The following is a 24,705-nucleotide window of genomic DNA, read 5'->3' as shown; positions in this document are numbered from 1 at the left end:
ACTTCACGCCACGTTTTCGTTTAGGGCTGTTTGTTGTTTATCGATCGTTAATTAAAGATTTGTCCTACGTCCATATCCTACTTCCCTGACTTCTTTCCTGATTGATCCCCCGCAAAGTCTCGCGCGCCCATTTTCTGCGCGAGGGATTGCTCATGTTCGACCCGATTTTCCACCTCACTTCATGCCGTTCGGTGCGTTGATGGCGCACATCGCCCGCATCGAGCAGGAGCTCGACCGTTTTCCAGACACCCTGTCTCTCTACCGTGAACAGCTGAAACGCTGGTTTAGCCAAGCGGCAGACCAAGCCAGTCACATTGCTGATTTGCCTTCGTTGATGGGTATGGAGCGGATCATTCGTTTCGGCGACGCCATCACCACAGTGAGCAGTGGTGACGACGAATTTTTCTCTACCGTCGTGCAGTGCTCGAAGGGCAAAACGCTAGAGATCGAGAGCAAGTTCGAATCGGTTTATGACATTCCGTTGGGGAATATTTCGGTTGATGTGATTGCCATGGATGGCGGCAAGATCACACCGGTCAAGCTCGATGAAAATGGCAAAGGCACTTTTACGGGGGAAGCGGGCAAGTTCTATCGCATTCGCGTCAATGACGAAGTAACACCGCAGCAAGTCGATGATCTTTTCACGTCCTACGATGGCCTGACACAGCAACTGGAATCATGGCTGCGCAAAGAGTGGGAGGGGTTTAAGCCGCAGTGGTCGAAGTCGACGTTTGCGGCCGCCGGGAATGGATTGCTGGCGGGTAGTTGGGCTGCGGTCATGGGGCTATGGGATGGCCTGAGCCTTGTCTTTGACATCCTTAAAAATCCTGGCGCTCACCTTGAAAAGCTTGGCAGCGGTGCGCAGCAACTCATCGATTTGGCGAAGCAATCTCCCGCAGCGATGGAAAAAGCCATGCTGCTGGCCAGTGATGAAGCGGCACTTTGTTTGTTGTTTCGGGCTGCGAGTTTGTGGCTATCGGCGTTACCGCCCAGTGAAATGGCCGGTAAGTCGGCAGAGGTTGCCAGCCACGTCATCGTCTCGGTGCTGATCGATATTTTGATTGCCTCGGCACTGGCATTCACGGGTGTCGGTATCCCCGTCGCCGTAGCCTATCTGAAGCTTCGTGGCATCAAGTACGGGATGGTATTGGCCGGTCTCGCGATACGTTTCGTCGAGGCAACGTTCAACATCCTCACCACCTTCATGAAGTACGTCGACCAGTACAAAGCCGTCGCCGCACGCGGTGTCGCGGCCGGATTGAAACAAGGCCGCATGCAACTACGCTGGGATGCCAAACGCAACACCACCCTCAAGCAAAACGAACACTACGACAACGCCCCGGATCAGGCGAAAAACCCCAACGGCGACGCCGCCGATTCCGCCAATAAAACCGCCACCAACAAATGCCCGGTGTCGATGGTCACCGGCGAAGAACTGCTGACCCTCACCGACGGTTCGCTGGACGGCCGCCTGCCGTTCGACTTCACCCGGCTCTATCGCACCAGCGCTGCCGAAATCGATGGTGGCCTCGGTTTTGGCTGGAGCCATTCGCTTTCCCATCGACTGGACATCGACGGCGACAGCGTCATCTGGATCGACCACGAAAACCGTCGCACCACCTTCCCGTTGCCGACCGCTGAACGCCCGGCGATTCACAACAGCTTGTCGCGCGCGGCGATTTATCTCGGGGCCGAAGCCGAAGAACTGATCCTCGCCCAGGCCGGTGACGAGACGCGGTTTTATCACTTTCACTACGGTCGACTGACGGCGATCAGCGATGCCTACGACAACCGCCTGCGCATCACCCGCGACCGCCAAGAGCGCATCCAGCGTCTCGACAACGGCGCCGGCCGCGCCTTGCGCTTGCGTTATGAGCGCAGCCATTTTGTCGCCGTCGACTACCAGGTATTTGTCCCGGCCGAGACCCTCGATGAGTCCTGGAAGACCGAGCAAACCCTGGTCAGTTACACCTACGACGAACGCGCACAACTGATCGAAGCCAGCAACGCCGCCGGTGAAAGCGAACGCTACGACTACGACGACCAGCACGTCATTCTCCAGCGGCAACTGGCCGGTGGGGCGAGTTTCTTCTGGGCGTGGGAACGGTCCGGCAAGGCTGCCCGATGTGTCCGCCATTGGGCCTCGTTTGCGCAGATGGATGCGCGCTACGTCTGGGATGACGCGGGCAGCGTCACCGTGCACAACCTCGACGGCAGCGAAGAGGTTTACGTCCACGACGAGCGGGCGCGGCTGGGGCGCAAGGTCGAACTGGACGGCGGTGAACAGCTCAAGGCCTACGACGATGAAGGCCGGCTGATCGCCGAGCAGGACCCGCTCGGGGCGGTGACTGAATACCGTTACGACGAAGTCGGACGGCTGGTGGCGCTGATTCCGCCGGAAGACGAGCCCACGGCCTACGAGTATCGCAACGGCTTCCTACACGCCCGCTATCGCGGCAAAGCGGTGTGGAAGTATCAGCGCAATGCCCAGGGTGACATCACCGAAGCGACCGATCCTGACGGTCAGGTCACCCATTACCACTACGACGACAAAGGTCAGCTACTGTCGATCCGCTACCCGGACACCAGTCGGCATGTGTTCGTCTGGAACGCATTGGGGCAACTGGTTGAGGAAACGCTGCCCGATGGTGGCGTGCGACGGTTTTCCTACGATGCGCTGGGCCGGCAGCTTACCCGTCAGGACGAACATGGCGCGGTCACCCAGTCGCAATGGGATGCTGTTGGCCGACTGATCCAGACGATTCTTCCTACCGGCGCCAGCCGCGCCTACAGCTACAACGCTTACGGCAAGATCACCGCCGAGCGTGACGAACTCGGCCGCATCACGCGCTATGAATACCTCGACGACCTGCACCTGGTCAGCCGCCGGCTCAATGCCGACGGCACCCAGCTGAAGTATCGCTACGACAACGCGCAGCTGTTGCTCACGGAAATCGAAAACGAATCCGGCGAAAAATATCAGCTGGACTACACCCCCGGCGGATTGATCCGACAGGAAACCGGATTCGACGGCCAACGCACGGCGTACGCCTACGACCTCAATGGCCAGCTGCTGGAGAAAACCGAGTTTGGCGCTGACGGCGCGCAGCTGATCACTGCGTATGAGCGAGATTCGGCCGGGCGCTTGCGGGTCAAAACCCTGCCCGACGGCCTCAAGGTTGAATACCGCTACGACAGCCTCGGCCGGCTGATCGGCGTCGACGACGGTCACGACCATCCGCTGGAATTCGAATACGACCCACAAGACCGGCTGATCACCGAGCATCAGGGCTGGGGCACGCTGCGTTATGGCTACGACGCCTGCGGCCAACTCAATCGCCTGCGCCTGCCCGACGGCAGCAAACTCGATTACCACCACGCCAAGGGCGGTGCGCTGACCGCCATCGACCTCAACGGCGCGCGGCTCACCGGCCACCAATTTGCCTTCGGCCGTGAGCAACAACGCCAACAAGGCCAGTTGCTCAGCGACTTTGCCTACGACGATCAGGGGCGCCTGCAAGCCCATGCCGTCAGCCAACAGCAACAACCGCTGTATCGCCGCGACTATGCCTACAGCGCCAACGGCAATCTCGACCATATCGCCGACACCCGCCACGGCCAACGCAACTACACCTACGACCCGCTCAACCGCCTGACCCGCGTGCGCCACACCCGCGACACCCCGCCGGAATCCTTCGCCCACGACCCGGCCGGCAACCTGCTGATGCAGGACCGCCCCGGCGCCGCGAAAGTGGTAGGTAATCGACTTCTCCTACAAGGCGACCGCCACTACGACTACGACGCCTTCGGCAACCTGATCCGCGAACGCCGCGGCACCGGGCAAAAACTCGTCACCGAATACCGCTACGACTGCCAGCATCGCCTGGTCGGCGTCACCACTCCGAACGGTCGCACCGCCAGCTACCGCTACGACGCCTTCGGCCGCCGCATCGCCAAAACCGTCGACGGCCACACCACCGAATTCTTCTGGCAAGGCGATAACCTCGTCGCCGAAAGCAGCCGCGAGCACTACCGCAGCTACGTCTACGAACCCGGCAGCTTCCGCCCGCTGGCCATGCTCGACGGCAAAGGCCCACGCAAGGCCTGCCCGTTCTACTACCAACTCGACCACCTCGGGACGCCGCAGGAACTGACCGATTTTGGTGGCGAGATTGTTTGGTCGGCGAAGTACAACGCCTACGGCAAAGTCACGCACCTGGCGTTCGGCGGGGGCGAGCAGCTTGAGCAGCCCCTACGCTTTCAGGGGCAGTACTTTGATGCTGAGAGCGGCCTGCATTACAACCGGCATCGGTACTATGATCCGCAGGTTGGCCGGTATCTGACGCCGGACCCGGTGAAGTTGGCGGGTGGGCTGAATCAGTACCAGTACACGCCGAATCCGACGGGGTGGGTTGATCCGTTGGGGTTGAGCGGGAACTGTCCGCCACCGAATAAACCTGGGTGTCAGGCGCCGGATGATACCGCTGGTGTTAGGGTTGATGAAGGTGAGCCGAAGCTGCCGAAGGCTTACACTCAATTTCCAGAAGATCCAAACGAGCTTACGGAAGTGTTAGGCGTCCAGCCCAAAATTTCGCAGACTCAACATGGAAGTCAAAGAATGACGTGGCGACCTAACGCGGACACTATTATTAGATTTGAAAGTCACCCCGGAGATGCTGGACCATTTAATGCGAGGCATCATGGTGAACACTATCATTTAGAGCTCAAGCCTAATAATTTAAGTTGGAATCAGGCGGATAGAAATAGGGAGGTTATAAAAGTCAAACCTGAAGGCTATCAACTCGGGCACGGAACTGGCTTTATTGCCGGTGAGAAACATCCAGGTATATTGAAATGACAGAATTTACAGTTTCAGACGGCACCATTGAAAAGATGACGTGTGAGCGCGAACGGGTCTTTATAGAGTTTCTTGACTGGCAGGAGGAGCGTTGGATAATTATCTTTGAAAATGTATTAGGTGTTAAGTCTGTTGGAGCAATAGGTGTGGAGGTGTCGGAGATGTTTGCGAAGGATGTGACATCGTTGTCGCAGGAGTTGTTTTTGATTGACGCTTCGGAAGTCGGGCTAAACTACTGCTTCACTTGTGCTCGCGAATGCAACATTGTTTTGACAGTGATAGCGAGCGGATACACTGTTGAAAAGTGTGATTGAAGTGCCAAAGGGGATGGATTTATTTTTGCTGCCGGCTTCAGAGCGACAAATAAATCCGACCCATTTTTTTCATAAACCGAACAAGAAAGACGCTCGTAACCCAACACTAAATGAAGAACTGAATTGGTTTTAAGTTAAGTTCGATAAGAATATTGTGCTACGGCCTTTTACTGGTTTTCCTTTGGAGAGAAAATGATGTTGCGAGATCCATTTTTAAATGAAGAGTTTCAACCCGATTTGATGTGGTTTATTGGCGTCTTTGATGTTTATGATCGTGAGGAAACTCTGGGCGCGGAACTGGAGGTATTTGATCCTAATGATCGCTTTGACAGAGCGGAGCTGATCAAAAGATACAGTTTGAATCTAGGTTATCTGTCCTATAGACATAAGTTCGTGCTCATGGATTTTCTAGCGGAAAAGTTAAGCGATGCGTCTTATGATTTTCAGAGTTTGTTTGATATAGATGAAGAAGATGCAGGTAGTTGGCCGCGTGGTGAGTGGTATGCATTGGAGGATCCCCGTGGGTTTCTTCAAGATGTCTATATGTTGGCTCAGGAGGCATGGAAGGAAGATCTTCTTTTAGCGAGCGTTGAAGATCGGGCCAGCTGGTGATGGAGAAGGTGGCGCCTATCAGTCTGGAATCCTCCGCGTCGGCATTCGCATTGCCAATTGCCAGCACTACGGAATGTTTAAGTATTGTTTAAAGAACTCGTAACTATTACGAAATTTCCGGGCAAGCTCATCGGAAGTTTCCTTCAAGTTGTGTCGGCTTCCATGAACTGGTGGGCGATTGGTTGCAGGGATAGTCTTTGGCTGTCACCGCGCAAGTGGTGGCAGGGTGTAGGAGCCCTTTCTCATGATGCAACAGCTCTGTCGTTTGATTGCGGCACTTAACTCGTGCCCATATGATCGTTCGCGGCGGCTGTGCGCGGGACACGCTTCGGCGTGACCGAGGTTCATGAGTGCTCGGTACTCCTACTCCTGCGTATGGCTGCCACCTAAACCTGTAGGAGGGTGCGTTTGGCAGCTCATTTTCATACTCATGGAATTTACAAATGACGACGCTAACGCCAGATCCACCCTACGAAAAACCAATCCCCCATCCCAAAAACCGCTTCATGGCCCTCACCAGCAACTGCACTGACATGCCCACGCTGTTCGTCGATACCCACGCGCCGCTCGATGTTTTATACGACGCCGCCAACTATCGAATCCGCGCCGTCACGCAAGTGCTGGAGAACATGTCGATGCGCGGATCGGTTGAGTGTGAATCCTTCATCCTCAGCGATTTTGCCTTGCTGTGCGCCATCCCGTTGCGCGATGGCTGTGATGTGCTGGATGTGATCGGGCGGCGGTTGCGGGCAATGCCGTCGGAGTAGCGTGATGATCGTTCCCATGCTCTGCGTGGGAATGCAGCCAGTGACGCTCTGCGTCACATAGGTGTCAGGCTGGACGCTCGAGGTGGGGCTGGAGCGCGGAGCGCCCCTTGAGGCATTCCCACGCGGGAGCGTGGGAATGATCGGGTTAGCGGTGGCCGGCCATTAGCGTTTCTTCGGCTGCTGGCACCACCAAACTATCAATCACATGCACGCTATACCCCTGCACATTCTTCGCATGGTGCTTGGCCTGCGAAGCCATCTCCGCCAACTGGCTCGCATCGAGTTGTCCACAGGCCTGTGGATGCAAATGCACCACGCCGATCGACAATGACAACAATGGAAACTCCTGCCGCACACCCTGACGGTTCGGCGCGATAAAGCACCCGGCTTCCAGGTGTTCGCTGCGGTAGAAACGTCGGCATTGGCTATGGAAGTCGTCCAGTAACTGGTTCAAACGTTTACGCCAGTCTTCCGGGCCGAGCACCAGCAGGAAGTCGTCGCCGCCGATATGGCCGACGAAGTCGCGGGACGGGTCGACGCGGTCATTCAGGCATTGCGCCAGACAGAGCAGGACTTCATCTCCACGGCCGTAGCCGTAGATGTCGTTGAAGGGTTTGAAACTGTCGATGTCGACGTAGCAGATCACCGACTCCCGTTCCTGTTGCAGCAAACGCGTCAGGCATTGCTGGATCGGTACGTTGCCGGGCAACAGGGTCAACGGGGTGGCGTAGCGGGCTTGCTGGATTTTCAGCTCGGTAATCAGCTTGAGGACATCAATCACCCGACCCAGGCCCAGATAACTGCCATTGAGGGTGATGATGAAGTCTTCTTCAATGCGTTGTCGCGCACGGCTGGTGATCAGGCGGCTGACTTGTTGCAGCGACTGGCTCATTTCCACGGCGAGAAAGTCGTCGTTCATCAAGCGGCTGATCGGTTTGCGTGCGAACAGGTCGGTGGCAAAGGGCTTCAGCAGCGCGTCCGACAGTGAATGGCGGTGAACGATGCCGCAGGGTTGGCCTTGATTGTCGAGCACCGCCAGGGAGTTCAGGTTGGCTTGGCGGCGGAACGCTTCGAGCACGGTGGCGGTCGGTGTGTCGTGCGCAACCGCCGATTGGTCGTTGAGCAGGGGGCTGAGGTCGCTGCCTTCGTCATTCAGCGCTACGGCGGTACCCTCGTGTTTGGGCATCAGGGTGCGAGCATCCCGGGGTGGATGTTCCTGAGGACGGCACAGCAGATAGCCCTGGACCAGATCAACGCCCATCTCGGTCAGTACCGCGAGCTCTTCCGGCAACTCAATGCCTTCGGCAATCACTTGAGCGCGTGAGGCTTTGGCGATCTGCAGGATCGATCCGACAAACTCGCGCTTGAGTGCGTCCTGATGAATGCCGTCGATGAAGTGACGATCGATCTTCACGTAATCCGGGCGAAGCTCCGACCACAATCGCAAACTGGAGTACCCCGCGCCCAGATCATCCAGCGCAATGGAAAATCCCATCGCCCGATAGTGATGCAGTGCGTTTTGCAGCAACTGGAAGTCGTCGGTAGGGGTTTGTTCGGTGAGTTCGATCACCACCTGGCTCGGCGGAATGCCGAAATCCTGCAGCAGTTGCAGAGTGCGGCCGGGTTGATGGGCCGCCTCGAGCAGGGATTCCGGGGAGACATTGAGGAACAGTTTGCCCGGCAGTTGCTGTTCGTTGAAACGTCGGCAAGCGCTTTCGCGGCAAGCAATTTCCAGCTCGCTCAAGCGACCGGCCTGGCGGGCCACGGAGAACAAGGCGATAGGGGAGTGCAGCGGACTGTTTGACGGGCCTCGGGTGAGGGCTTCATAGCCGACAATGCGTCGTTCGGAGAGGCAAATGATCGGCTGGAACAGGCTGTGCAAGCCGCTTTGAGCCAGTATGGAACTCAAGGCGCTCAGCTGTTCTGTCGTGGTCATGGCAATCTCGGGGCGATAAAAAAGGACTGGGAGCAGCCTCTTGTCAGAGGTGCTCCCAGTCCCTTATTTCACGACAGAATGATGACTGTTTGATGACGCTCCGGGGAGCGTCAGCATTAAATTGCCATCATCTTGCGTGTAACCGCTTAGTGCTTGGCAACTGCGGTGTTGAGTTTCAGGTAGTCCAGCAGGATCCGACCGGTTTCGCTCAGGTAAGCGTCGTCTTCTGGCTTGGTCTTGTCCGGCTCGGCCGCGATGGCGTCTTCGTCTTCTTTCTTCAGTTCTTTGAGCGGCTCTTCACCCTTGGCCTTGCGACGGATGTTTTCCATGGCCAGTTGCTTGGCTTCGATATCGGTGTGTTGGGCACGACGTTCAGCTTCGTTGAGGCTGACGGTTTTTTCTTCCATCAGCTTCTGCGCAAGGGCCAGTTTGTCGCGGATAAATACGAACTCCGCGTCCTTGGCCGAGCGTGTGTCGTGCTCGGACTTGAGCTGCGTCAGGTACGGCTTGAATGGGTCTACAGCCGGTTTGATCGCCGCATGGATGGTGTCCCATGGCATGGCTTCAGGCAGGGCGCTTTCGCCGATTTCCTTGGTGTCGATGATCGATGGGTAATCGATGTCCGGCAGTACGCCCTGATGCTGGGTGCTCTGGCCGGAAACCCGGTAGAACTTCGCCAGGGTCAGTTTCAGTTCGCCATGGTTCAGCGGCTGAATGGTCTGCACGGTGCCTTTACCGAAGGTCTGGCCGCCGATAATCAACGCACGGTGGTAGTCCTGCATGGCGCCGGCAAAAATCTCCGAAGCCGAGGCGGACAGGCGGTTGACCAGCAACGCCATCGGGCCTTTGTAGAACGCGCCCGGGTTTTCATCTTCCAGCACATCAACCCGGCCATCGGCGTTACGCACGAGAACTGTAGGCCCCTTGTCGATGAACAAACTGGTCAGCTCGGTGGCTTCCTGCAAGGAGCCGCCGCCGTTGTTGCGCAGGTCGATGACCACGCCATCGACCTTGTCTTTCTGCAACTCGGTCAGCAGTTTCTTGACGTCGCGGGTGGTGCTCTTGTAGTCCGGATCGCCGGCACGGAATGCCTTGAAGTCGAGGTAGAAGGCCGGGATCTCGATGACGCCGAGCTTGTAGTCCTTGCCATCCTGTTTCAGGTTGAGGATCGACTTTTTCACGGCCTGATCTTCAAGCTTCACCGCTTCGCGGGTGATCGGCACGATTTTGGTGGTCTGGTCGTTTGGCGCATTGCTGGCCGGAATCACTTCCAGGCGCACCACGGTGCCTTTCGGACCACGGATCAGCTTGACCACTTCGTCCAGGCGCCAGCCCACCACGTCGACCATCTCTTTGTTGCCTTGGGCAACGCCGATGATCTTGTCGGCCGGGGCAACCTGCTTGGTCTTGTCGGCCGGGCCTGCCGGCACCAGGCGCACGACTTTCACCTGGTCGTTATCGCTCTGCAACACGGCGCCGATGCCCTCAAGGGACAGGCTCATGTTGATGTCGAAGTTTTCCGCGTTATCTGGCGACAGATAGTTGGTATGCGGGTCGTAGGACATGGCGAAGGTGTTGATGTACGCCTGGAAGATATCTTCCGCACGGGTCTGGTCCAGTCGCGCCAACTGGTTCTTGTAGCGCTTGGTCAGGGTTTCCTGAATCTGCTTGGAGTCCTTGCCCGCAATCTTCTGCCGCAGCACTTCGTCCTTGACGCGTTTGCGCCACAGGTCGTCGAGTTCAGCGGTGGATTTGAGCCAAGGGGCGTCCTTGCGATCGATCAGCAAGGTTTCCTTGGTGGTGAAGTCGATCTTGTCGACGCCTTTGTTCAACTCGGCAAGGGCGAAGTCCAGACGCGCCTTGACGCGGTCCAGGTAGCGCTTGTAGATGGTGAACCCGGCGTTCAGGTCGCCGCTTTTGAGGAAGTCGTCAAACTGGGTTTTCCATTTGTCGAATTCCGCAATGTCGCTGGCCATGAAATAGCTGCGCGACGGGTCCAGCAGCTTGAGGTAGCTGTCGTAGATGATCACGGAGCGCGCGTCATCGAGCGGCGGCTTGCTGTAGTGATGGCGCTTGAGCAACTCGACGACGTTCAGACTGGCGATTACTTCGTCACGATCAGGCTGAAGCTTGTCCCAGCTATTGGCGGCAAACGTATTGGTCGATATCGGTAACAGACCGATACCAATGAAAAGGGCTAGGGCGGTGCCAGGGAAAAAATGCTTCATGCTGATTCGACGCGGGGACAATTGATCACGCATATTAGGCCGTCTTTGAAGTCGCCGGATCCACGAGAGCCGGTCGCATAATGCAAGAAAGCCCGGCGCTACAGCTACGGGCTCAGTCCAGACTCACTATGGAGGCACTGTGAAAGCATTGCAAGGCGTTGAAGGTCAAGTGGAGTGGCTTGAAGAGCCCAGTCCTACATGTGATGTAGGACAAGTTCGTATCCGAGTAGCGGCTGCGGGTCTCAATCGCGCCGATTTATTACAGAAAGCAGGTCTCTATCCACCACCGCCGGGAGCCAGTCACGTACTGGGTCTTGAGTGTTCAGGGGTGATCAGCGAGGTGGGCGCGGGGGCTTCCTGGCAGGTCGGCGATCGGGTTTGCGCCCTGCTGGCCGGGGGTGGGATGGCCGAAGAGGTAGTTGTCGACGGACGGCATGTGTTGCCGGTCCCCGAAGGTTTGTCCCTGATCGAGGCGGCAGCGCTACCCGAAGTGTATGCGACCGTCTGGCTGAATGTGTTTCAACTCGCTGCGCTCAAGCCGGGTGAGAAAGTTCTTCTCCACGCTGGAGCAAGTGGAATTGGTTCAGCTGCCATTCAGTTGTGCAAGGCGTTTGGTAACCCGTGCTGGGTCAGCGTCGGTTCCGCCGAGCGATTGGCTTACTGTGAAGCCCTGGGGGCGCAGGGTGGGGTGGTGCGCAAGGGCGGTCTGGACAGTTTGAATGACCTTGGGCCGTTCGATGTGATTCTCGACCCGGTGGGCGGCAACTACGCCGCGTTGAATCTGAAGTTGCTGGCCCTTGATGGTCGTTGGGTGCTGATCGGCCTGATGGGCGGCCGTGAGGCGCAACTGGATCTGGCTCAGGTGCTGGCCAAACGCGTGCAACTGCTGGGTTCGACCTTACGCAGCCGCGACGATCAGTTCAAGGCGGATCTGTTCAGTGACTTGGGCCAGCATGTCTGGCCGCTGTTTGCCGAGGGGCGACTGAGCCCGCAGTTGGCCAAGACGTTCCCGATCAAGGATGCCGAAGCGGCGTTTGCCGAGTTGGCAACCAACACGGTGGCGGGGAAACTGGTGCTGGTGATCGACGAAAGCCTGACCTGACAATACAAAACTTGTGGGAGCGGGCTTGCTCGCGAAAGCGGTGTGTCATTCAACATTTTTGTTTAATGTAAGTCCGCTTTCGCGAGCAAGCCCGCTCCCACAAGGGATTTGTGTTACTTCCAGAGGTGGATCGGCCAGCCGGCTTTTTCGGCGTGTTCAAGCAGCACCGGATCCGGGTTGACCACGTGTGGGAAATCCACTTTCAGCAACAACGGCAAATCGTTGCGTGAGTCGGAATAAAAACTCGCGCCTTCAAGGTTTTCCTCTTCCGCATCCAGCCATTCCAGCAACCGGGTGATCTTGCCTTCGCGGTAAGTCAGGGTGCCGACGGTGTGGCCGCTGTACACCCCGTGCGCCACTTCCAGTTCGATACCGAGAATTTCGTCGATGCCCAACCGGTCGGCAATCGGTCGCACCAGGTGCGTGCCCGACGCTGAGATCACCAGAATCCGGTCGCCGGCCTTGCGGTGGGCGGCAATGGCTTTGGTGGCGTCGCTGAAAATGATGGGCTCGATGAAATCTTCAACCCACGGGCCGACCAGATGGTCGACCTCTTCAGGCGTCCTGCCAATCATCGGCTCCAGGCTGAAGGTCATGTAGTCCTCCATCCGCAGCTTACCGTGACTGTAGGCGTCCATCAGTTCGTTGTTCTGACGCATGAACGACTCAGGGTCGACCCAGCCCAAGCGGCCCATTTGCTCGCTCCAGAGGGTGGCGCAGTCGCCGTGGATCAGGGTTTCGTCCAGATCAAAAATTGCCAGGGCCATCAGTGCAGTTCTCTCTTCAACATCAGCAAAGGCATCAGGCTACCTCACAGAGCGCCGTCGGATCGATGGAAAGTGCCAGACGCTGACCATCGGGATGCAGATCGGCGGCCGAGCGGTTGAGCACATCCACCACCAATTCCACGCCGCGGGCTTCAATCCGGTAACGAATCACGTTGCCCAGCAAGCTGTGACTGCGCACCTGCGCGTCGAGTTGGCCGTTCAGGCTCAGTTCGATGGCTTCCGGGCGAATCGCGATGCGATGGCTGATCGGCCGTTGCAGCAGCTTCGACGCGCTGTCGGCGTCCAGCAGGTTGTAGTTGCCGATAAAGCCTGCGGCAAATACATCGACGGGCGCGGTGTACAGGGTTTCGGCGTCGCCACTCTGTACGATCTTTCCCTGATTCATCAGGAAAATCCGGTCAGACATGGTCAGCGCTTCTTCCTGATCGTGTGTGACGAAGATCGTGGTCAGGCCCAGTTCGCGTTGGATTTGACGGATCTGTTCGCGCAAGTGCTTGCGAATGCGCGCGTCGAGGGCCGACAGCGGTTCGTCCAGCAATAATAGCCGTGGACGGGTGACCAGTGAGCGGGCGAGGGCCACACGTTGGCATTGGCCGCCAGAGAGTTGATGCGGATAACGCGAGGCGAAGTCGTTCAGCTCCACCAGTTTCAGCACTTCGGCGACACGTTTGTGACTGTCGTCGGCGTTGACCTTTTGCATGCGCAAACCAAAGGCGATGTTCTGCTCCACGGTCATGTTGGGGAACAGTGCGTAGCTTTGGAACACCATGCCGATGCCGCGCTTTTGCGGGCTCATTGGCACCAGGTCGACACCCTCCAGCAAAATCTTGCCGCCATCGACCGACGTCAGGCCGGCAATGCAGCGCAGCAGCGTGGATTTACCGCAACCGGATGGACCGAGCAGGGTGACAAATTCGCCCTTCTGGATTTCGCAGTTGATGTCACTGAAGACCGTCGTACCCGCGTAATTCTTTTGAAGATGTTGGACGCTGACATAGCTCATTCGCTTTTGTCCTTGTTCAAGATATTGGCCGCCCAGGTCAGAACCAGCACAAAGAAGAAATAGGAAATCACCAGCGCACTGGTGAAGTGGCCGCTGCTGTTACGCATGTTGTTGAGGTAGACCTGCAGGGTTTCGTAGCGAGTGCCGACGAGGATGTTGGCGAACACGAACTCACCGAACAGGAACGAGAACGACAGCAGCAGCGCCACCATCAAACCCTTGCGCAGGTTCGGCAACACCACCAGGAACGCCGCTTGAAAGGTGCTGGCACCGAGCAGTTGGGCGGCGTCCATCAGGTCGCGCAGGTTGATCGCTTGCAGGTTGTTGGTGATTGCCCGGTACATGAACGGCAGCGCAATGGTGAAGTAGCAACCAATCAGAATCCACGGCGTGCCGACCATCGCGAACGGTCCGGAACCGTAGAGCTGCAACAGCCCCACCGAGGACACCACCGGAGGCACCGCGAAGGGCAGCAGGATCAGGATGTTCATCAGCGCATCGAGTTTCGGGAAGTGGTAATGCACCACGAACAGCAGCGGCAGAATCAGCACCACCGACAAAATCAATGAGCCGACGCAGACCAGCAGCGACTGGCCAAACGCGTTGAGAAAGCGTGGATCGCTCCACAGCTGGATGTACCACTTGAAGGTAAAACCGCTGGGCAGGATGGTCGCCGACCAACTGCTGGCGATCGAGTAGATCAACGTCCCGAACAGCGGCAACAACAGAATGGCAAACAGCAGGTACACCACGACGCGGTGGTAGACACCGGCGGGGCCCAGTTCAGCGCGAGACATGGTAGCTCCTCTTCAACAGCAGCTGATGCACGATGGTCACCAGGGTCATCAACGCCACCAGCACCACCGCCAGGGCACTGGCGAGGTTCGGGTCGAGGGAAATATCACCGGACACCATCGCCGCGATGCGGATCGGCAGCACGTTGAAGTTGCCGGTGGTCAACGCATACACCGTCGCGTAGGCGCCGAGGGCGTTAGCCAGCAGGATCACGAACGTACCGAGCAGTGCCGGCGTTAGTACCGGCAAACCGATGTGCCGCCAGAACTGCCAGCCGTTGGCGCCGAGCAATTCGGCAGACTCGCGCCAGTCTTCGCGCAGGGCATCGAAGGCGGGGTAGAGCAGCAATACGCCAAGCGGAATCTGGAAGTACGTATAGAGAATGATCAGCCCGGTCTTCGAGTACAGGTTGAAATCCTGAATGATCCCGGCTTGCTTGAGCATGATGGTGAAGCTGCCGTTAAAGCCCAGCAGGATGATGAACGCGAAGGCCAGTGGCACGCCGGCGAAGTTGCTGGTCATGTTGGCGAAGGCGTTGACGAAGTTGCGCAGTTTTGAGTCAACCCGACGCAGCGAGTAGGCGCCAAGCACCGCGATAATGATCCCGAAAACACTGGACCAGAAACTGATCTCGAGGCTGTACTGGATTGCCTGCAAGTAGAACTTCGAATTGAAGATCTTGGTGAAGTTGGATATGCCCCAACCGAACTCTTCTGATTGCAGGCTGTTGATCATCACCCAGACCAGCGGGGCGATTTCGAACACGATAAAGAACAGGGCGAACGGTACGAGGCACAAGGCTGCCAGCCACTTGCTACGGGTATTGGCATTCACTTGAGCAGCTCCCGGCACACAGGTTTGTCGTGGGCCGCGCCCAGCAGTTCGCAGACCGTGCCGCAGATTTCAGTCTGCTTCGGTGCGGCGCTGGTGTTGAAACTGAACGCGTCACCGAGGACAAACAACGGCACTTCGCGTTCTTCCGGCAACAGGCCGTTGTGGGAGCGGTCGTTGTTCATGCCGTGGTCGGCGGTTACCAGGACTTGATAACCGGCGTCGAGCCAGGTGCGCAGGTAGTCGGCGAGGATGATGTCGGCCGAGCGCGCGCTGTTGCGGTATTGCGGGGTGTCGAGGCCGTGCTTGTGCCCGGCGTCGTCGATGTTCATCGGGTGGATCAACAGAAAATTCGGCGCATGCCGCAGGCGCAGGCTTTCGGCGTCGGCGAACAGGTGCGAATCCGGGTAGTGGTCGTTCCAGTAGAAGTGACCGTGCTGGATCGGCAGGGCTTCATCGTCGGTGTGACGATCCCGGGCGGCCACGAACGGCGAACGGTTGTACAGCTCGCTGACCCAGTGATACGCCGCCGCAGCGGTTTTCAGGCCTGCGTCCGTGGCGTAGTGATAAATGCTGCGCTGGTTGGACAGGCGCGAAACGTTGTTGTGAACGATGCCGCTCTCGATGGGCGGGACGCCGGTGAGAATGCATTCGTACAGCGGGCGGGACAGGGACGGCAGCTCGCACTCCAGCATGTAGAGTGCCGCGCGTCCTGCGCCGACGTAGGCCTGCAAGTGCCCCATGGTGTGGCGCGCGACCTCATAATTGAGGCCGTCGAGCACGACAAGGATGACGTTGTGCTTCATAGGGGCAAAAACTCCGCGAACAGTGATTCAAAAAACTCAGACTTCACACGGTCCAGTGTGGGAGCGGGCTTGCTCGCGAAAGCGGTTTCACATTCAACATTTAGGTTGACTGACACACCGCTTTCGCGAGCAAGCCCGCTCCCACATTAGATTTTCAGCGTTTGCTCTACCGCATTACTGCATATTGACGATGACTTCTTCGTTCCACTTTTGAGGAAGGGCCTTGGAGGTCTTCTCCCATGCATCGGCGTCTTTGATCGGCGTGACCTTTTTGTACTGCTCGTTAGGCAGCAGCTTGGCCTTGACCTCGGCGGGCAGGGTCAGGTGTTCAGCACGGATCGGACGCGCGTTGCCTTTTGCCAGGTTGATCTGGCCGGCGTCGCTGAAGATGTATTCGCGGGTCAGCTTGGCGGCGTTCGGGTTTTTCGCGTACTTGTTGATGATGGTGGTGTAACCGGAGATCACCGAACCATCGGATGGAATCAGCACGACATAGTCATCCGGATTGGCCATCTTCGCTTTGTAGCTCAGACCGTTGAAGTCCCAGACCACGCCGACTTCGATTTCACCCTTTTCCATGGTGGCAATCGTCGGGTTAGCCATGGACAGGCGACCCTGTTTGGCAATGTCTGCGAACAACAGCAGGGCCGGTTGCAGGTTTTTCTCGTCGCCACCATTGGCCAGGGCTGCTGCCAGTACGCCGTTGGCCGCCTGGGCTGCGGTGCTCACGTCACCGATGGACACCTTGTACTTACCGGTCTTGAGGTCAGCCCACTTGGTCGGTGCTTCCGAACCGTGCAGCAGCTTCTTGTTGACGATGAAAGCGATGGTGCCGGTGTAGGCCAGTGCCCAGTTGCCGTCCTTGTCTTTCGCCCAATCTGGCACCTGTGCCCAGGTTGTCGGCTTGTAGGGTTGCACCACGCCTTGCTTGACCGCGATCGGGCCGAAGGCTGCGCCCACGTCGCCGATGTCAGCGCTGGCGTTGTCTTTTTCAGCGGCGAACTTGGCGATTTCCTGAGCCGAGCTCATGTCGGTGTCGATGTGCTTGAGTCCGTAGGTTTTTGCCAGGTCTTCCCAGGTGCCTTTCCAGTTGGCCCAGTCATCGGGCATGCCGACGCTGTTGACTGCGCCTTCCGCTTTCGCAGCGGCTTCGAGGGTTTTCAAATCATCAGCCGCCATGGCGGCGGTACACATGGCAATGGTCGAGCCTAACAGTGATGCCAGGAAAAGCTTTTTCATCCGAAGCTCCTTTGGGCGTTTTCAACGCTGCGATTGCGGTTGTGTTGGTCTAGGTCAGCAATACCTGAGCCAATTTAGGCGGGCTCGATGACACTTTCATGTCGGTCGTCGCCCGGCAGCACAATAATTTGCCCGGTATTGGCAGGTGCCCGGTAAGCGTAGACCATGGGCAAAGGCCCGGCACGCAAGGGACTTGGCCGATGTATTGCAGGGTTTGCAGGGGACGATCGGATGACCGTTGGGTAGCTTTGTCATCTATCAGTCATCTGCACTGCCTACGCTTGCAGGATCAAGATGAGCCGGTTTTACAGCGCGGTTCTGCCCCGAAACAGTGCTGGTCTAGTCCAGATAGGTAACGTTGATGCGTGATGAGGCAACAAAAGCGGTGACAGCCATTGGTCAGGTCCTGCAGGAACAGCTCGATCACGGTCTGTTGGCGCCCGGCAGCAAGCTACCGGCCGAGCGCAAGCTCAGTGAGTTGTTCGGGACCACACGGATCACCGTGCGTGAGGCGTTGCTGCAGTTGGAAGCGCAGGGGCAGATTTATCGCGAAGAGCGCCGCGGCTGGTTCGTTTCGCCACCGCGCCTGGCCTACAACCTGATGCAGCGCAGTCATTTTCACGCGATGGTCAGTGCGCAGGGGCGAGTGCCGTCTACCGAGGTGATTTCGGCGCGATTGCAACCAGCCTCAGCGGCGGTGTGCGCCTGGTTGCAACTGCCGGCGCTGTCGAGCGTGATCCAGATCTGCCGCGCACGGCGCATTGATGAGCGGCTGGTGCTGTACGTGGAGCACTATCTGAATCCGCAATATTTTCCGGGGATTCTTGAGTTTGATTTGAATCAGTCGATTACCGAGTTGTACGCGCGGCATTACGACTTGCACTACGGGCGGGTGCGTTTCGAGATTGTGCCGACTTCGCTGTCGGTGGATGCGGCAGCGGCGCTGCGGGTGTCGGTAGGGAGTCCGGGGTTACGTATTGCACGGGTCAATTATGATCAGCATGAGCGGCTGATCGACTGCGACCTGGAGTTTTGGCGGCATGATGCGATTCATGTCGGGGTGGATGTGGTTTAGTTCGCAGGAAACCGGGTTGACCCTATCGCGAGCAGGCTCACTCCTACAATTGAAATGCGTTCAAACTGTAGAAGTGAGCCTGCTCGCGATAGCGGTCTGACAGGCAACACTATTCTTTCTGTGGCCCACCCGCCGCCGTAGCCACCTGAACACTCATACGCGGCATCGCCAGATCCAGTCCCGCCTCATCCAGATGCCGCTTCAGCGACAGGTTGAACGCCCGCGAAACTTCCCACTGCTTGATCGGCGCTGTCTTGAATCGGGCGCGCAGAATCGCGTTGCCGGACTCGAAACTCTCGACCCCCTGGATCTCCAGCGGCGACCAGATGTTGCGCCGTTGCAGTGGGTCGGTGCGCATTTTCTGCCCGACTTCGCGCATCAGTTTGATCGCGCTATCAATGTCCATGTCCGACGGCACCGCCACCCGGAAGATCGCGTAGCCGAATTCCCGGGAGTAATTCTTGATGCTTTTGATTTCGCTGAACGGAATGGTATGGACGATGCCGTCGATGTCCCGCAGGCGCACGGTGCGGATGGTCAACCCTTCGACGGTGCCCAGGTGGCCGCCGACGTCCACGTAGTCGTCGATGGCCAGGGAGTCTTCGATGATGATGAACAGCCCGGTGATCAAGTCTGCTACCAGTGACTGTGCACCGAAACCGATGGCCAGGCCGATCACACCGGCACCGGCCAGCAGTGGCGTGACGTTCATGCCCATGTTCGCCAGCGCGACGATCATCGCAATAATAAAAATCGCCACGAACAGCACGTTGCGGATCAACGGCATCATCGTCTGCGCGCGGGTGTTGGCCAGGCCTTTGCGTGAGCGGGTGAGCGCGAGGTGTACGGCAGTGTCGCTGAGGATCCAGATCAGCCAGGCGAAAATAAGCGTGCCGGCGAGGCTGAACAGTTTGACGCTGACTTCATGGCCTTCGCCTTCTGTGAAGGTGATCAGCGACATACCCCAGACCCGCAAGCCGAGTTCGATGAACGCCAGCCACACCAGCAAGTGGGCGAGGGTGTAGAAAAAGTTTTTCAAGCGTTCCGAATACAGTGCATGGCGCTTCACACCGCGTTGTGGTTTGAGGGCATGACGGCGGACCAGTCCGTTGATGACCATGCACAACACCAGCAACACGGTGCAGATCAGCGACTGGCGCAAGGCGGTGCTGGTGTCGCCGGCCGAAACAAACGTGGCGAACAGCGAGACGCCCACCAGCACAAGCGCCGGGACGTACCAATAGGTGCCGAGAATTTCGATGGTGTCGCTGAGGGCGCGACGGGTCAGGCGTCGGGACAGCGGCTGATTGCGGATCAAGTGCGCGATCGGCCGGCGGAACCGCAGGATGAACAAACCGGTGGAAATCGCTGCCAGCACGTTGGCGGCCGTCGCCGCCGTGTGCGCCAGGTGACTGCCAAGACCGGCGACCAGTCGTGGATCGTTCAGCGCCTCACCAAACGCGGCGAAACTGCCGATCAACCACAACGGCCGAAAGGCCTGGTGCCTCAGGATATACAAGGCGCGGTGGCGGTGCGGACCATCGAGCAGGGAAAAAGCGATCACGCAGATCGCCGAGAAACACGTGCCGACCACCAGCGCGTAAGCCAACACCATGGCCAGGCTTTTGCCCAGTGACGAGGGCAGGGCGTAGCTCATGTAAACGGTGATCACCAGAGCGATTAGCCAGGGCCCGAGCTTGCGCAGGGCGAAGCGCAACATGTCCACGGCCTTGGGGTGTTGCGGCAGTTCTTCGGTCAGCCCGAAGCGCATGCGCACCCGGTGACTGATCCAGATCAGGGCCGCGGCAAGCAGGCTCCAGACCATCAGGATCATGGCGAACGCGAAAATGATCGGCAGCCATTCACTGGCCGGCATCATCAAGGCTGACAGTTCGTCTCTGGCCTGGCCAAACTCTTCAGACCAGCGATTGATGGGGCTGTCGGCCCCGGAGAATTGTTTTTCGAAGGTGGCGAGCGTGCCGCCGATCAAGCCCAGCACGCCTTCTTCGGCGGCCGGCTGAGCCTTTTTGGTGGCGTCGCGCAGTTTCTTCAGGTCGGCCAGCAGTTTGCTGCGCTGCTGGTCGTTTTCCAGCGACTTGATGACTTCGTCCAGCGATTGACCCAACGGTTCCTGCGCCTCTGGCTGGGCTTTCGTCGAGCCACTGAGCAGGCTCGGCAAACCGGCCGCCTGGACAGGCGCCATCGGCAGCAACGTCATCAGGCAGACAAGGAAGAAACACGGCAGGGCGAATAGGCGGGCAAGCACTAGGCGGTCAACCTCGGGGTGAACGGATCGACCGAGTGTACGAGCCCGTCTAAATCAATGCGAGTCGGGGGGAGGATTTATTCGTTGAGTTTGGCGAGGATCTTGAAAATCACCGTGCCGAAAATGGTCAGCATGCCGATCCACATGGCGAATACACCGGCGTTTTTGTCGCGAAAGTTGAAGCCGATGGCCAGCATGATCATCCCGACGAGGATCGGGATCAGCATGGCGTGAAACGAAGACATCGAGATCATGGAGACTGCCTTGTCAGAAGGAACAATGACAGTTTAGTTGGCTTTGGGTGGCCGAGGATGATGCGTATCAAGCAAAGTGCTGCAGTGGCCGTGCTGCCGTCTTCGCGAGCAAGCCCGCTCCCACATTTGACCGCATGCTTCGCTTGGAATGCAGTCGAATGTGGGAGCGGGCTTGCTCGCGATGCTTTTAGGGGCTACGGCAATTCCTGGCAGGCGTAGAACGCGCTCAGCACTTTGACCAGATGCGCCAGGTCATGGCTGCCGCACAATTCACGGATCGAATGCATGGCGAACGTCGGCAGGCCGATGTCCACGGTGCGCACGCCCAAGTGGCTGGCGGTGATCGGGCCAATGGTCGAGCCACAGCCCATGTCGCTGCGCACTACAAAACTCTGCACCGGCACTTCTTCAGCCATGCACAGATGACGGAAGAAACCGGCGGTTTCGCTGTTGGTGGCGTAGCGCTGGTTGCTGTTGACCTTGATTACCGGGCCGGCGTTGAGTTTCGGGCCGTGGTTGGCGTCATGCTTGTCCGCGTAGTTGGGGTGCACGCCGTGGGCGTTATCGGCCGACACCAACAGCGATTTCTGAATGGTGCGCACGAATTCGTCACCTTCAGGCAGCAGGCGCCGCAGCGTCTGCTCCAGCATCGGGCCATCAGCGCCACAGGCTGAACAGGAACCCACTTCTTCGTGATCGTTGCAGACCAGCACGCAGGTTTCGTCGGTTTCGGCGGTCAGCAAGGCTTGCAGGCCGGCGTAGCACGACAGCAGGTTGTCCAGGCGCGCGCCGGCGATGAAGTCACCGTGCAGGCCGATGATCGCAGCGCTTTGGGTGTCGTAGAAACTCAGCTCGTAATCAAGCACCACGTCGGCGTTCAAGCCATGTTCCAGTGCCAGCTGGTTGGTGAGCACGGCGCGGAAATCCACGCGTTCGTCACCGGCGAATTGCGCGAGGATGGGTGGCAATTCGGTCTGCGCGTTGATCGCCCATCCCATGTTGGCTTCACGGTTAAGGTGAATCGCCAGGTTCGGAATGGTCGCGATGGGCGTCTTGAAGTCGATCAACTGGCTTTCGACCTTGCCATCACGGCGGAAGGTCACGCGGCCGGCGAGGGACAGGTCACGGTCGAACCACGGCGCCAGCAACGCGCCGCCGTAGACTTCGACGCCCAGTTGCCAGAAGCCCTGACGTTGCAGTTCCGGCTGGGGCTTGACCCGCAGGCAAGGGCTGTCGGTGTGCGCGCCCACCAGGCGAATACCGCCATGCAGCGGCGAATGACGACCCATCTTGATCGCGACGATGGAGGAATCATTACGGGTGACGTAATAACGACCATTGGCTTCGGTGGTCCAGGGCTCGCGCTCATCAAGTCGCACGAAACCGGCCGCTTCCAGGCGCTGGACGAGGCTGGCAGTGGCATGGAACGGGGTAGGGGAGGCCTTGAGAAAGTCGATCAGGCCTTGGTTCAACTCTTCGCGCATAAGAAGCTCCAGACAGCAATGGCGCCAGTTTAACGTATTGAAAGCGCAAAGTGCGGCGGGCAATTGTCGGGGGGGGGGCATGAGATTCAATGTGGCGAGGGAGCTTGCTCCCGCTGGGCAGCGGAGCGGCCCCCAGTTCCATTGATGCGGTGTTTCAGACACATCGCATACACAGGGTTTGCGGCTGCTGCGCAACCGAGCGGGAGCAAGCTCCCTCGCCACAGAAAATATTCACCACTGGATCAGAACGGCGCAGGGCACTCGAAGCGCAAGCGTTCACCGGTTTGCGGGTGGGTGAAGCTGAGCATGCTGGCGTGCAGGCACAGGCGCGGCCAGGCGGCCAGGGCTTGCTCGTGGGCGTAGAGCCCGTCACCCAACAGTGGGTGGCCGATGGAAAGCATGTGCACGCGCAGTTGATGCGAGCGGCCGGTGATCGGCGTCAGTTCGACGCGGCACCAGTCGCCACAGCGTTCCAGCACACGCCAGAAGGTCAGGGCGTGCTTGCCGAATTCATGGTCGACCACATGGCGTGGCTTGGTCGGCGGATCATAGCGCAGTGGCAGGTCGATGCTGCCGCTGTCCAGTTCCGGCTGACCCCAGCACAGCGCTGTGTAGGCTTTTTCGGTTTCGCGGTCGTGAAATTGCCGGGACAGCTCGCGATGAGTGTCCGGGTCACGGGCCAGCAGGATGATGCCGGAGGTTTCCCAGTCCAGTCGATGGACGATTCGCGCTTCCGGGTAACCGTTTTCTTGCAGGCGGGTAATCAGGCAGTCCTTGTTGTCATCGGCCCGGCCAGGGACGGAGAGCAACAGGGTCGGTTTGTTCACCACCAGTACGGCGGCGTCCTGATGAAGAATGTGGACATTGGACAACGGCATTAAAACAGCCTCGTAACAAACGCCAACGGCGGCTCAGGCCTTCGATCCCGTAGGAGTGACCTGTGGCGAGGGGGCTTGTCGGAACGCCGCATCGCCCCGTTGGGCTGCGAAGCAGTCCCAAGACTTCCGGGGTACCGAAGGTCCTGTGAGTGCTGCGCACTCAAACGGGGGCAAGCCCCCTCGCCACAGTTCGCCCCCACACAGGGACCTGAAAGGCCTGAGCCGCCGTGGCTCCCGCTGGATCGATTAACGATCCGGCAGGGTGATATTGAGTTCCAGAATCGAGCAGCTGCCCTGGTTTTCCAGAGCGACGTGCACGTCATCGGACCCGATATTGACGTACTTGCGGATCACTTCAACCAGTTCCTTCTGCAAGGCTGGCAGGTAGTCCGGCGTACTGCGTTGGCCGCGTTCATGCGCCACGATGATCTGTAGACGCTCTTTCGCTACCGATGCGGTACTTGGCTTCTTGTTGGCACGAAAGAAGTCAAAAATGTTCATTACCTACCTCCAAACAGGCGCTCGAAGAATCCCTTCTTCGTGACATCGAGGAAACGATGTTCCACGGTTTTGCCCAGCAGACGGTCGACGGCATCGCTGTACGCCTGGCCGGCGTCGCTCTGGTCGTCGAGGATCACGGGCACGCCCGAGTTGGAAGCCTTGAGCACCGCTTGCGATTCCGGAATCACACCCAGCAGGGTGACAGCCAGAATCTCTTTGACGTCTTCGACGCCAAGCATTTCGCCATCGCTGACGCGTTGCGGGTTGTAGCGGGTCAGCAGCAAGTGTTCCTTGATCGGATCTTCGCCGCGTTCAGCACGACGCGATTTGCTGGCCAACAGGCCCAGCATACGGTCCGAGTCACGTACCGAGGACACTTCCGGGTTGGTCACGACAACCGCTTCATCAGCGAAGTACATGGCCAGGTGGGCGCCTTTCTCGATGCCCGCCGGGGAGTCGCAGACCACGAACTCAAATTGTTCCTTGAGCTCCATCAGGACTTTTTCCACGCCTTCCACGGTCAGCGCGTCTTTGTCGCGGGTCTGACTGGCGGCCAGAACGTAGAGGTTTTCCAGACGTTTGTCTTTGATCAGGGCTTGTTGCAGGTTGGCTTCGCCGTTCACTACGTTGACGAAGTCATACACCACGCGACGCTCGCAACCCATGATCAGGTCGAGGTTACGCAGGCCGACGTCGAAGTCGACGATCACTGTTTTGTGACCACGCAGAGCGAGGCCGGTACCGATAGCGGCGCTGGTGGTGGTCTTACCCACACCACCCTTGCCGGATGTAACCACGAGAATCTTGGCCAAGGTGTTTCACCCCTAAGGAAAAAGGACTTTTAGCCCCTGAAAAACATCTCTTGAAAAACTACTGCAGTCGGACAGCCTTGGCTGGAATCCGGTCCTGAGCGGGGCTTACCTCCGGTAAACACTGCTTTTGGCCGTTTTCCTACTTCGTTTGAGCCG

The 24,705-nt window shown here is 58.3% G+C and carries 20 protein-coding genes; 6 read left to right on the top strand and 14 right to left on the bottom strand.

The window, feature by feature from the left end; translation table 11 throughout:
- The first annotated feature begins 199 nt into the window (after positions 1-199).
- The 4 genes from EAH78_RS33230 to EAH78_RS08875 all read left to right on the top strand — a co-directional run bounded on the left by EAH78_RS33230 (position 200) and on the right by EAH78_RS08875 (position 6,551).
- Complete coding sequence (locus EAH78_RS33230; protein WP_140667218.1) at positions 200-4,858, top strand: RHS repeat-associated core domain-containing protein; 4,659 nt, start codon at positions 200-202, stop codon at positions 4,856-4,858.
- Positions 4,855-5,172 (top strand): hypothetical protein, encoded by a 318-nt coding sequence (locus EAH78_RS08885; protein WP_140667217.1) that lies wholly within the window; start codon positions 4,855-4,857, stop codon positions 5,170-5,172. Before EAH78_RS33230 ends, EAH78_RS08885 begins: the two co-directional genes overlap by 4 nt.
- Before the next feature lie 192 nt (positions 5,173-5,364).
- Positions 5,365-5,784, top strand: a complete 420-nt coding sequence (locus tag EAH78_RS08880; protein WP_140667216.1) for a hypothetical protein — start codon at positions 5,365-5,367, stop codon at positions 5,782-5,784.
- 443 nt (positions 5,785-6,227) lie between these two features.
- Positions 6,228-6,551 carry a hypothetical protein gene (locus EAH78_RS08875; protein ID WP_140667215.1) on the top strand — a complete coding sequence of 108 codons (324 nt, stop codon included), beginning with the start codon at positions 6,228-6,230 and terminating at the stop codon, positions 6,549-6,551.
- Between the two features lie 145 nt (positions 6,552-6,696).
- Here EAH78_RS08875 and EAH78_RS08870 read toward each other — a convergent pair whose 3' ends face one another.
- Positions 6,697-8,487, bottom strand: coding sequence for a bifunctional diguanylate cyclase/phosphodiesterase (locus EAH78_RS08870; RefSeq protein WP_140667214.1), 1,791 nt, complete (start codon positions 8,485-8,487; stop codon positions 6,697-6,699).
- Positions 8,488-8,633: 146 nt separating this feature from the next.
- Entirely contained in the window at positions 8,634-10,715 is a 2,082-nt protein-coding gene (locus EAH78_RS08865; RefSeq protein ID WP_170219107.1) for a carboxy terminal-processing peptidase, read from the bottom strand.
- A 139-nt stretch (positions 10,716-10,854) separates the two neighbouring features.
- On the opposite strand from EAH78_RS08865, the gene EAH78_RS08860 reads away from it, so the two are divergent.
- Complete coding sequence (locus tag EAH78_RS08860; RefSeq protein ID WP_140667212.1) at positions 10,855-11,817, top strand: zinc-binding dehydrogenase; 963 nt, start codon at positions 10,855-10,857, stop codon at positions 11,815-11,817.
- Between the two features lie 113 nt (positions 11,818-11,930).
- Here the strand turns inward: EAH78_RS08860 and EAH78_RS08850 are convergent, their stop codons facing one another.
- The 6 genes from EAH78_RS08850 to EAH78_RS08825 all read right to left on the bottom strand — a co-directional run bounded on the left by EAH78_RS08850 (position 11,931) and on the right by EAH78_RS08825 (position 17,279).
- The gene (locus EAH78_RS08850) at positions 11,931-12,584 is read right to left on the bottom strand and encodes an HAD family hydrolase (RefSeq protein ID WP_045058073.1); all 654 of its coding nucleotides are present in this window, start codon (positions 12,582-12,584) and stop codon (positions 11,931-11,933) included.
- A gap of 34 nt (positions 12,585-12,618) precedes the next feature.
- Positions 12,619-13,608: an ABC transporter ATP-binding protein gene (locus tag EAH78_RS08845; protein WP_140667211.1), complete on the bottom strand. Its 990-nt coding sequence runs from the start codon at positions 13,606-13,608 to the stop codon at positions 12,619-12,621.
- The gene (locus EAH78_RS08840; protein WP_140667210.1) at positions 13,605-14,405 is read right to left on the bottom strand and encodes an ABC transporter permease; all 801 of its coding nucleotides are present in this window, start codon (positions 14,403-14,405) and stop codon (positions 13,605-13,607) included. The genes EAH78_RS08845 and EAH78_RS08840 overlap by 4 nt, the downstream gene beginning before the upstream one ends.
- Entirely contained in the window at positions 14,392-15,237 is an 846-nt protein-coding gene (locus tag EAH78_RS08835; RefSeq protein WP_140667209.1) for an ABC transporter permease, read from the bottom strand. The genes EAH78_RS08840 and EAH78_RS08835 overlap by 14 nt, the downstream gene beginning before the upstream one ends.
- Positions 15,234-16,040 (bottom strand): alkaline phosphatase family protein, encoded by an 807-nt coding sequence (locus tag EAH78_RS08830; RefSeq protein WP_140667208.1) that lies wholly within the window; start codon positions 16,038-16,040, stop codon positions 15,234-15,236. Before EAH78_RS08830 ends, EAH78_RS08835 begins: the two co-directional genes overlap by 4 nt.
- 174 nt (positions 16,041-16,214) lie before the next feature.
- Positions 16,215-17,279: an ABC transporter substrate-binding protein gene (locus EAH78_RS08825; RefSeq protein ID WP_140667207.1), complete on the bottom strand. Its 1,065-nt coding sequence runs from the start codon at positions 17,277-17,279 to the stop codon at positions 16,215-16,217.
- A gap of 361 nt (positions 17,280-17,640) precedes the next feature.
- Here EAH78_RS08825 and EAH78_RS08820 point away from each other — a divergent pair, with 361 nt between their 5' ends.
- Entirely contained in the window at positions 17,641-18,354 is a 714-nt protein-coding gene (locus tag EAH78_RS08820) for a UTRA domain-containing protein (RefSeq protein ID WP_027922478.1), read from the top strand.
- A gap of 109 nt (positions 18,355-18,463) precedes the next feature.
- Here the strand turns inward: EAH78_RS08820 and EAH78_RS08815 are convergent, their stop codons facing one another.
- From EAH78_RS08815 to minD, 6 genes are all read right to left on the bottom strand, one after another.
- Positions 18,464-20,620, bottom strand: a complete 2,157-nt coding sequence (locus EAH78_RS08815; protein ID WP_140667206.1) for a mechanosensitive ion channel family protein — start codon at positions 20,618-20,620, stop codon at positions 18,464-18,466.
- 77 nt (positions 20,621-20,697) lie between these two features.
- Positions 20,698-20,874: a hypothetical protein gene (locus EAH78_RS32300; protein WP_170219106.1), complete on the bottom strand. Its 177-nt coding sequence runs from the start codon at positions 20,872-20,874 to the stop codon at positions 20,698-20,700.
- Positions 20,875-21,068: 194 nt separating this feature from the next.
- Positions 21,069-22,358 (bottom strand): M18 family aminopeptidase, encoded by a 1,290-nt coding sequence (locus EAH78_RS08810; protein ID WP_140667205.1) that lies wholly within the window; start codon positions 22,356-22,358, stop codon positions 21,069-21,071.
- Positions 22,359-22,600: 242 nt separating this feature from the next.
- On the bottom strand, positions 22,601-23,236 hold the full coding sequence (locus EAH78_RS08805) for an RluA family pseudouridine synthase (protein WP_027922481.1): 636 nt from the start codon (positions 23,234-23,236) through the stop codon (positions 22,601-22,603).
- Between the two features lie 246 nt (positions 23,237-23,482).
- Complete coding sequence (gene minE, locus EAH78_RS08800) at positions 23,483-23,737, bottom strand: cell division topological specificity factor MinE (protein ID WP_007944431.1); 255 nt, start codon at positions 23,735-23,737, stop codon at positions 23,483-23,485.
- Positions 23,737-24,549 carry a septum site-determining protein MinD gene (gene minD, locus EAH78_RS08795; protein ID WP_123434149.1) on the bottom strand — a complete coding sequence of 271 codons (813 nt, stop codon included), beginning with the start codon at positions 24,547-24,549 and terminating at the stop codon, positions 23,737-23,739. Before minD ends, minE begins: the two co-directional genes overlap by 1 nt.
- Positions 24,550-24,705: the final 156 nt, after the last annotated feature.

It is taken from the genome of Pseudomonas arsenicoxydans, assembly GCF_006438915.1.
GTDB classification, from domain to species: domain Bacteria; phylum Pseudomonadota; class Gammaproteobacteria; order Pseudomonadales; family Pseudomonadaceae; genus Aquipseudomonas; species Aquipseudomonas arsenicoxydans_A.
This window is presented reverse-complemented; position numbering and strand designations above follow the sequence as displayed.

Coding starts and splice junctions, on each gene's coding strand:
- EAH78_RS32300 (WP_170219106.1), bottom strand. CDS start 20,874: ATGATCTCGATGTCTTCGTTTCACGCCATGCTGATCCCGATCCTCGTC.
- EAH78_RS08805 (WP_027922481.1), bottom strand. CDS start 23,236: ATGCCGTTGTCCAATGTCCACATTCTTCATCAGGACGCCGCCGTACTG.
- EAH78_RS08875 (WP_140667215.1), top strand. CDS start 6,228: ATGACGACGCTAACGCCAGATCCACCCTACGAAAAACCAATCCCCCAT.
- EAH78_RS08845 (WP_140667211.1), bottom strand. CDS start 13,608: ATGAGCTATGTCAGCGTCCAACATCTTCAAAAGAATTACGCGGGTACG.
- EAH78_RS08810 (WP_140667205.1), bottom strand. CDS start 22,358: ATGCGCGAAGAGTTGAACCAAGGCCTGATCGACTTTCTCAAGGCCTCC.
- EAH78_RS08840 (WP_140667210.1), bottom strand. CDS start 14,405: ATGTCTCGCGCTGAACTGGGCCCCGCCGGTGTCTACCACCGCGTCGTG.
- EAH78_RS08870 (WP_140667214.1), bottom strand. CDS start 8,487: ATGACCACGACAGAACAGCTGAGCGCCTTGAGTTCCATACTGGCTCAA.
- EAH78_RS08830 (WP_140667208.1), bottom strand. CDS start 16,040: ATGAAGCACAACGTCATCCTTGTCGTGCTCGACGGCCTCAATTATGAG.
- EAH78_RS08825 (WP_140667207.1), bottom strand. CDS start 17,279: ATGAAAAAGCTTTTCCTGGCATCACTGTTAGGCTCGACCATTGCCATG.
- EAH78_RS08885 (WP_140667217.1), top strand. CDS start 4,855: ATGACAGAATTTACAGTTTCAGACGGCACCATTGAAAAGATGACGTGT.
- minE (WP_007944431.1), bottom strand. CDS start 23,737: ATGAACATTTTTGACTTCTTTCGTGCCAACAAGAAGCCAAGTACCGCA.
- EAH78_RS08820 (WP_027922478.1), top strand. CDS start 17,641: ATGCGTGATGAGGCAACAAAAGCGGTGACAGCCATTGGTCAGGTCCTG.
- EAH78_RS08880 (WP_140667216.1), top strand. CDS start 5,365: ATGATGTTGCGAGATCCATTTTTAAATGAAGAGTTTCAACCCGATTTG.
- EAH78_RS08865 (WP_170219107.1), bottom strand. CDS start 10,715: ATGAAGCATTTTTTCCCTGGCACCGCCCTAGCCCTTTTCATTGGTATC.
- EAH78_RS08850 (WP_045058073.1), bottom strand. CDS start 12,584: ATGGCCCTGGCAATTTTTGATCTGGACGAAACCCTGATCCACGGCGAC.
- EAH78_RS33230 (WP_140667218.1), top strand. CDS start 200: ATGGCGCACATCGCCCGCATCGAGCAGGAGCTCGACCGTTTTCCAGAC.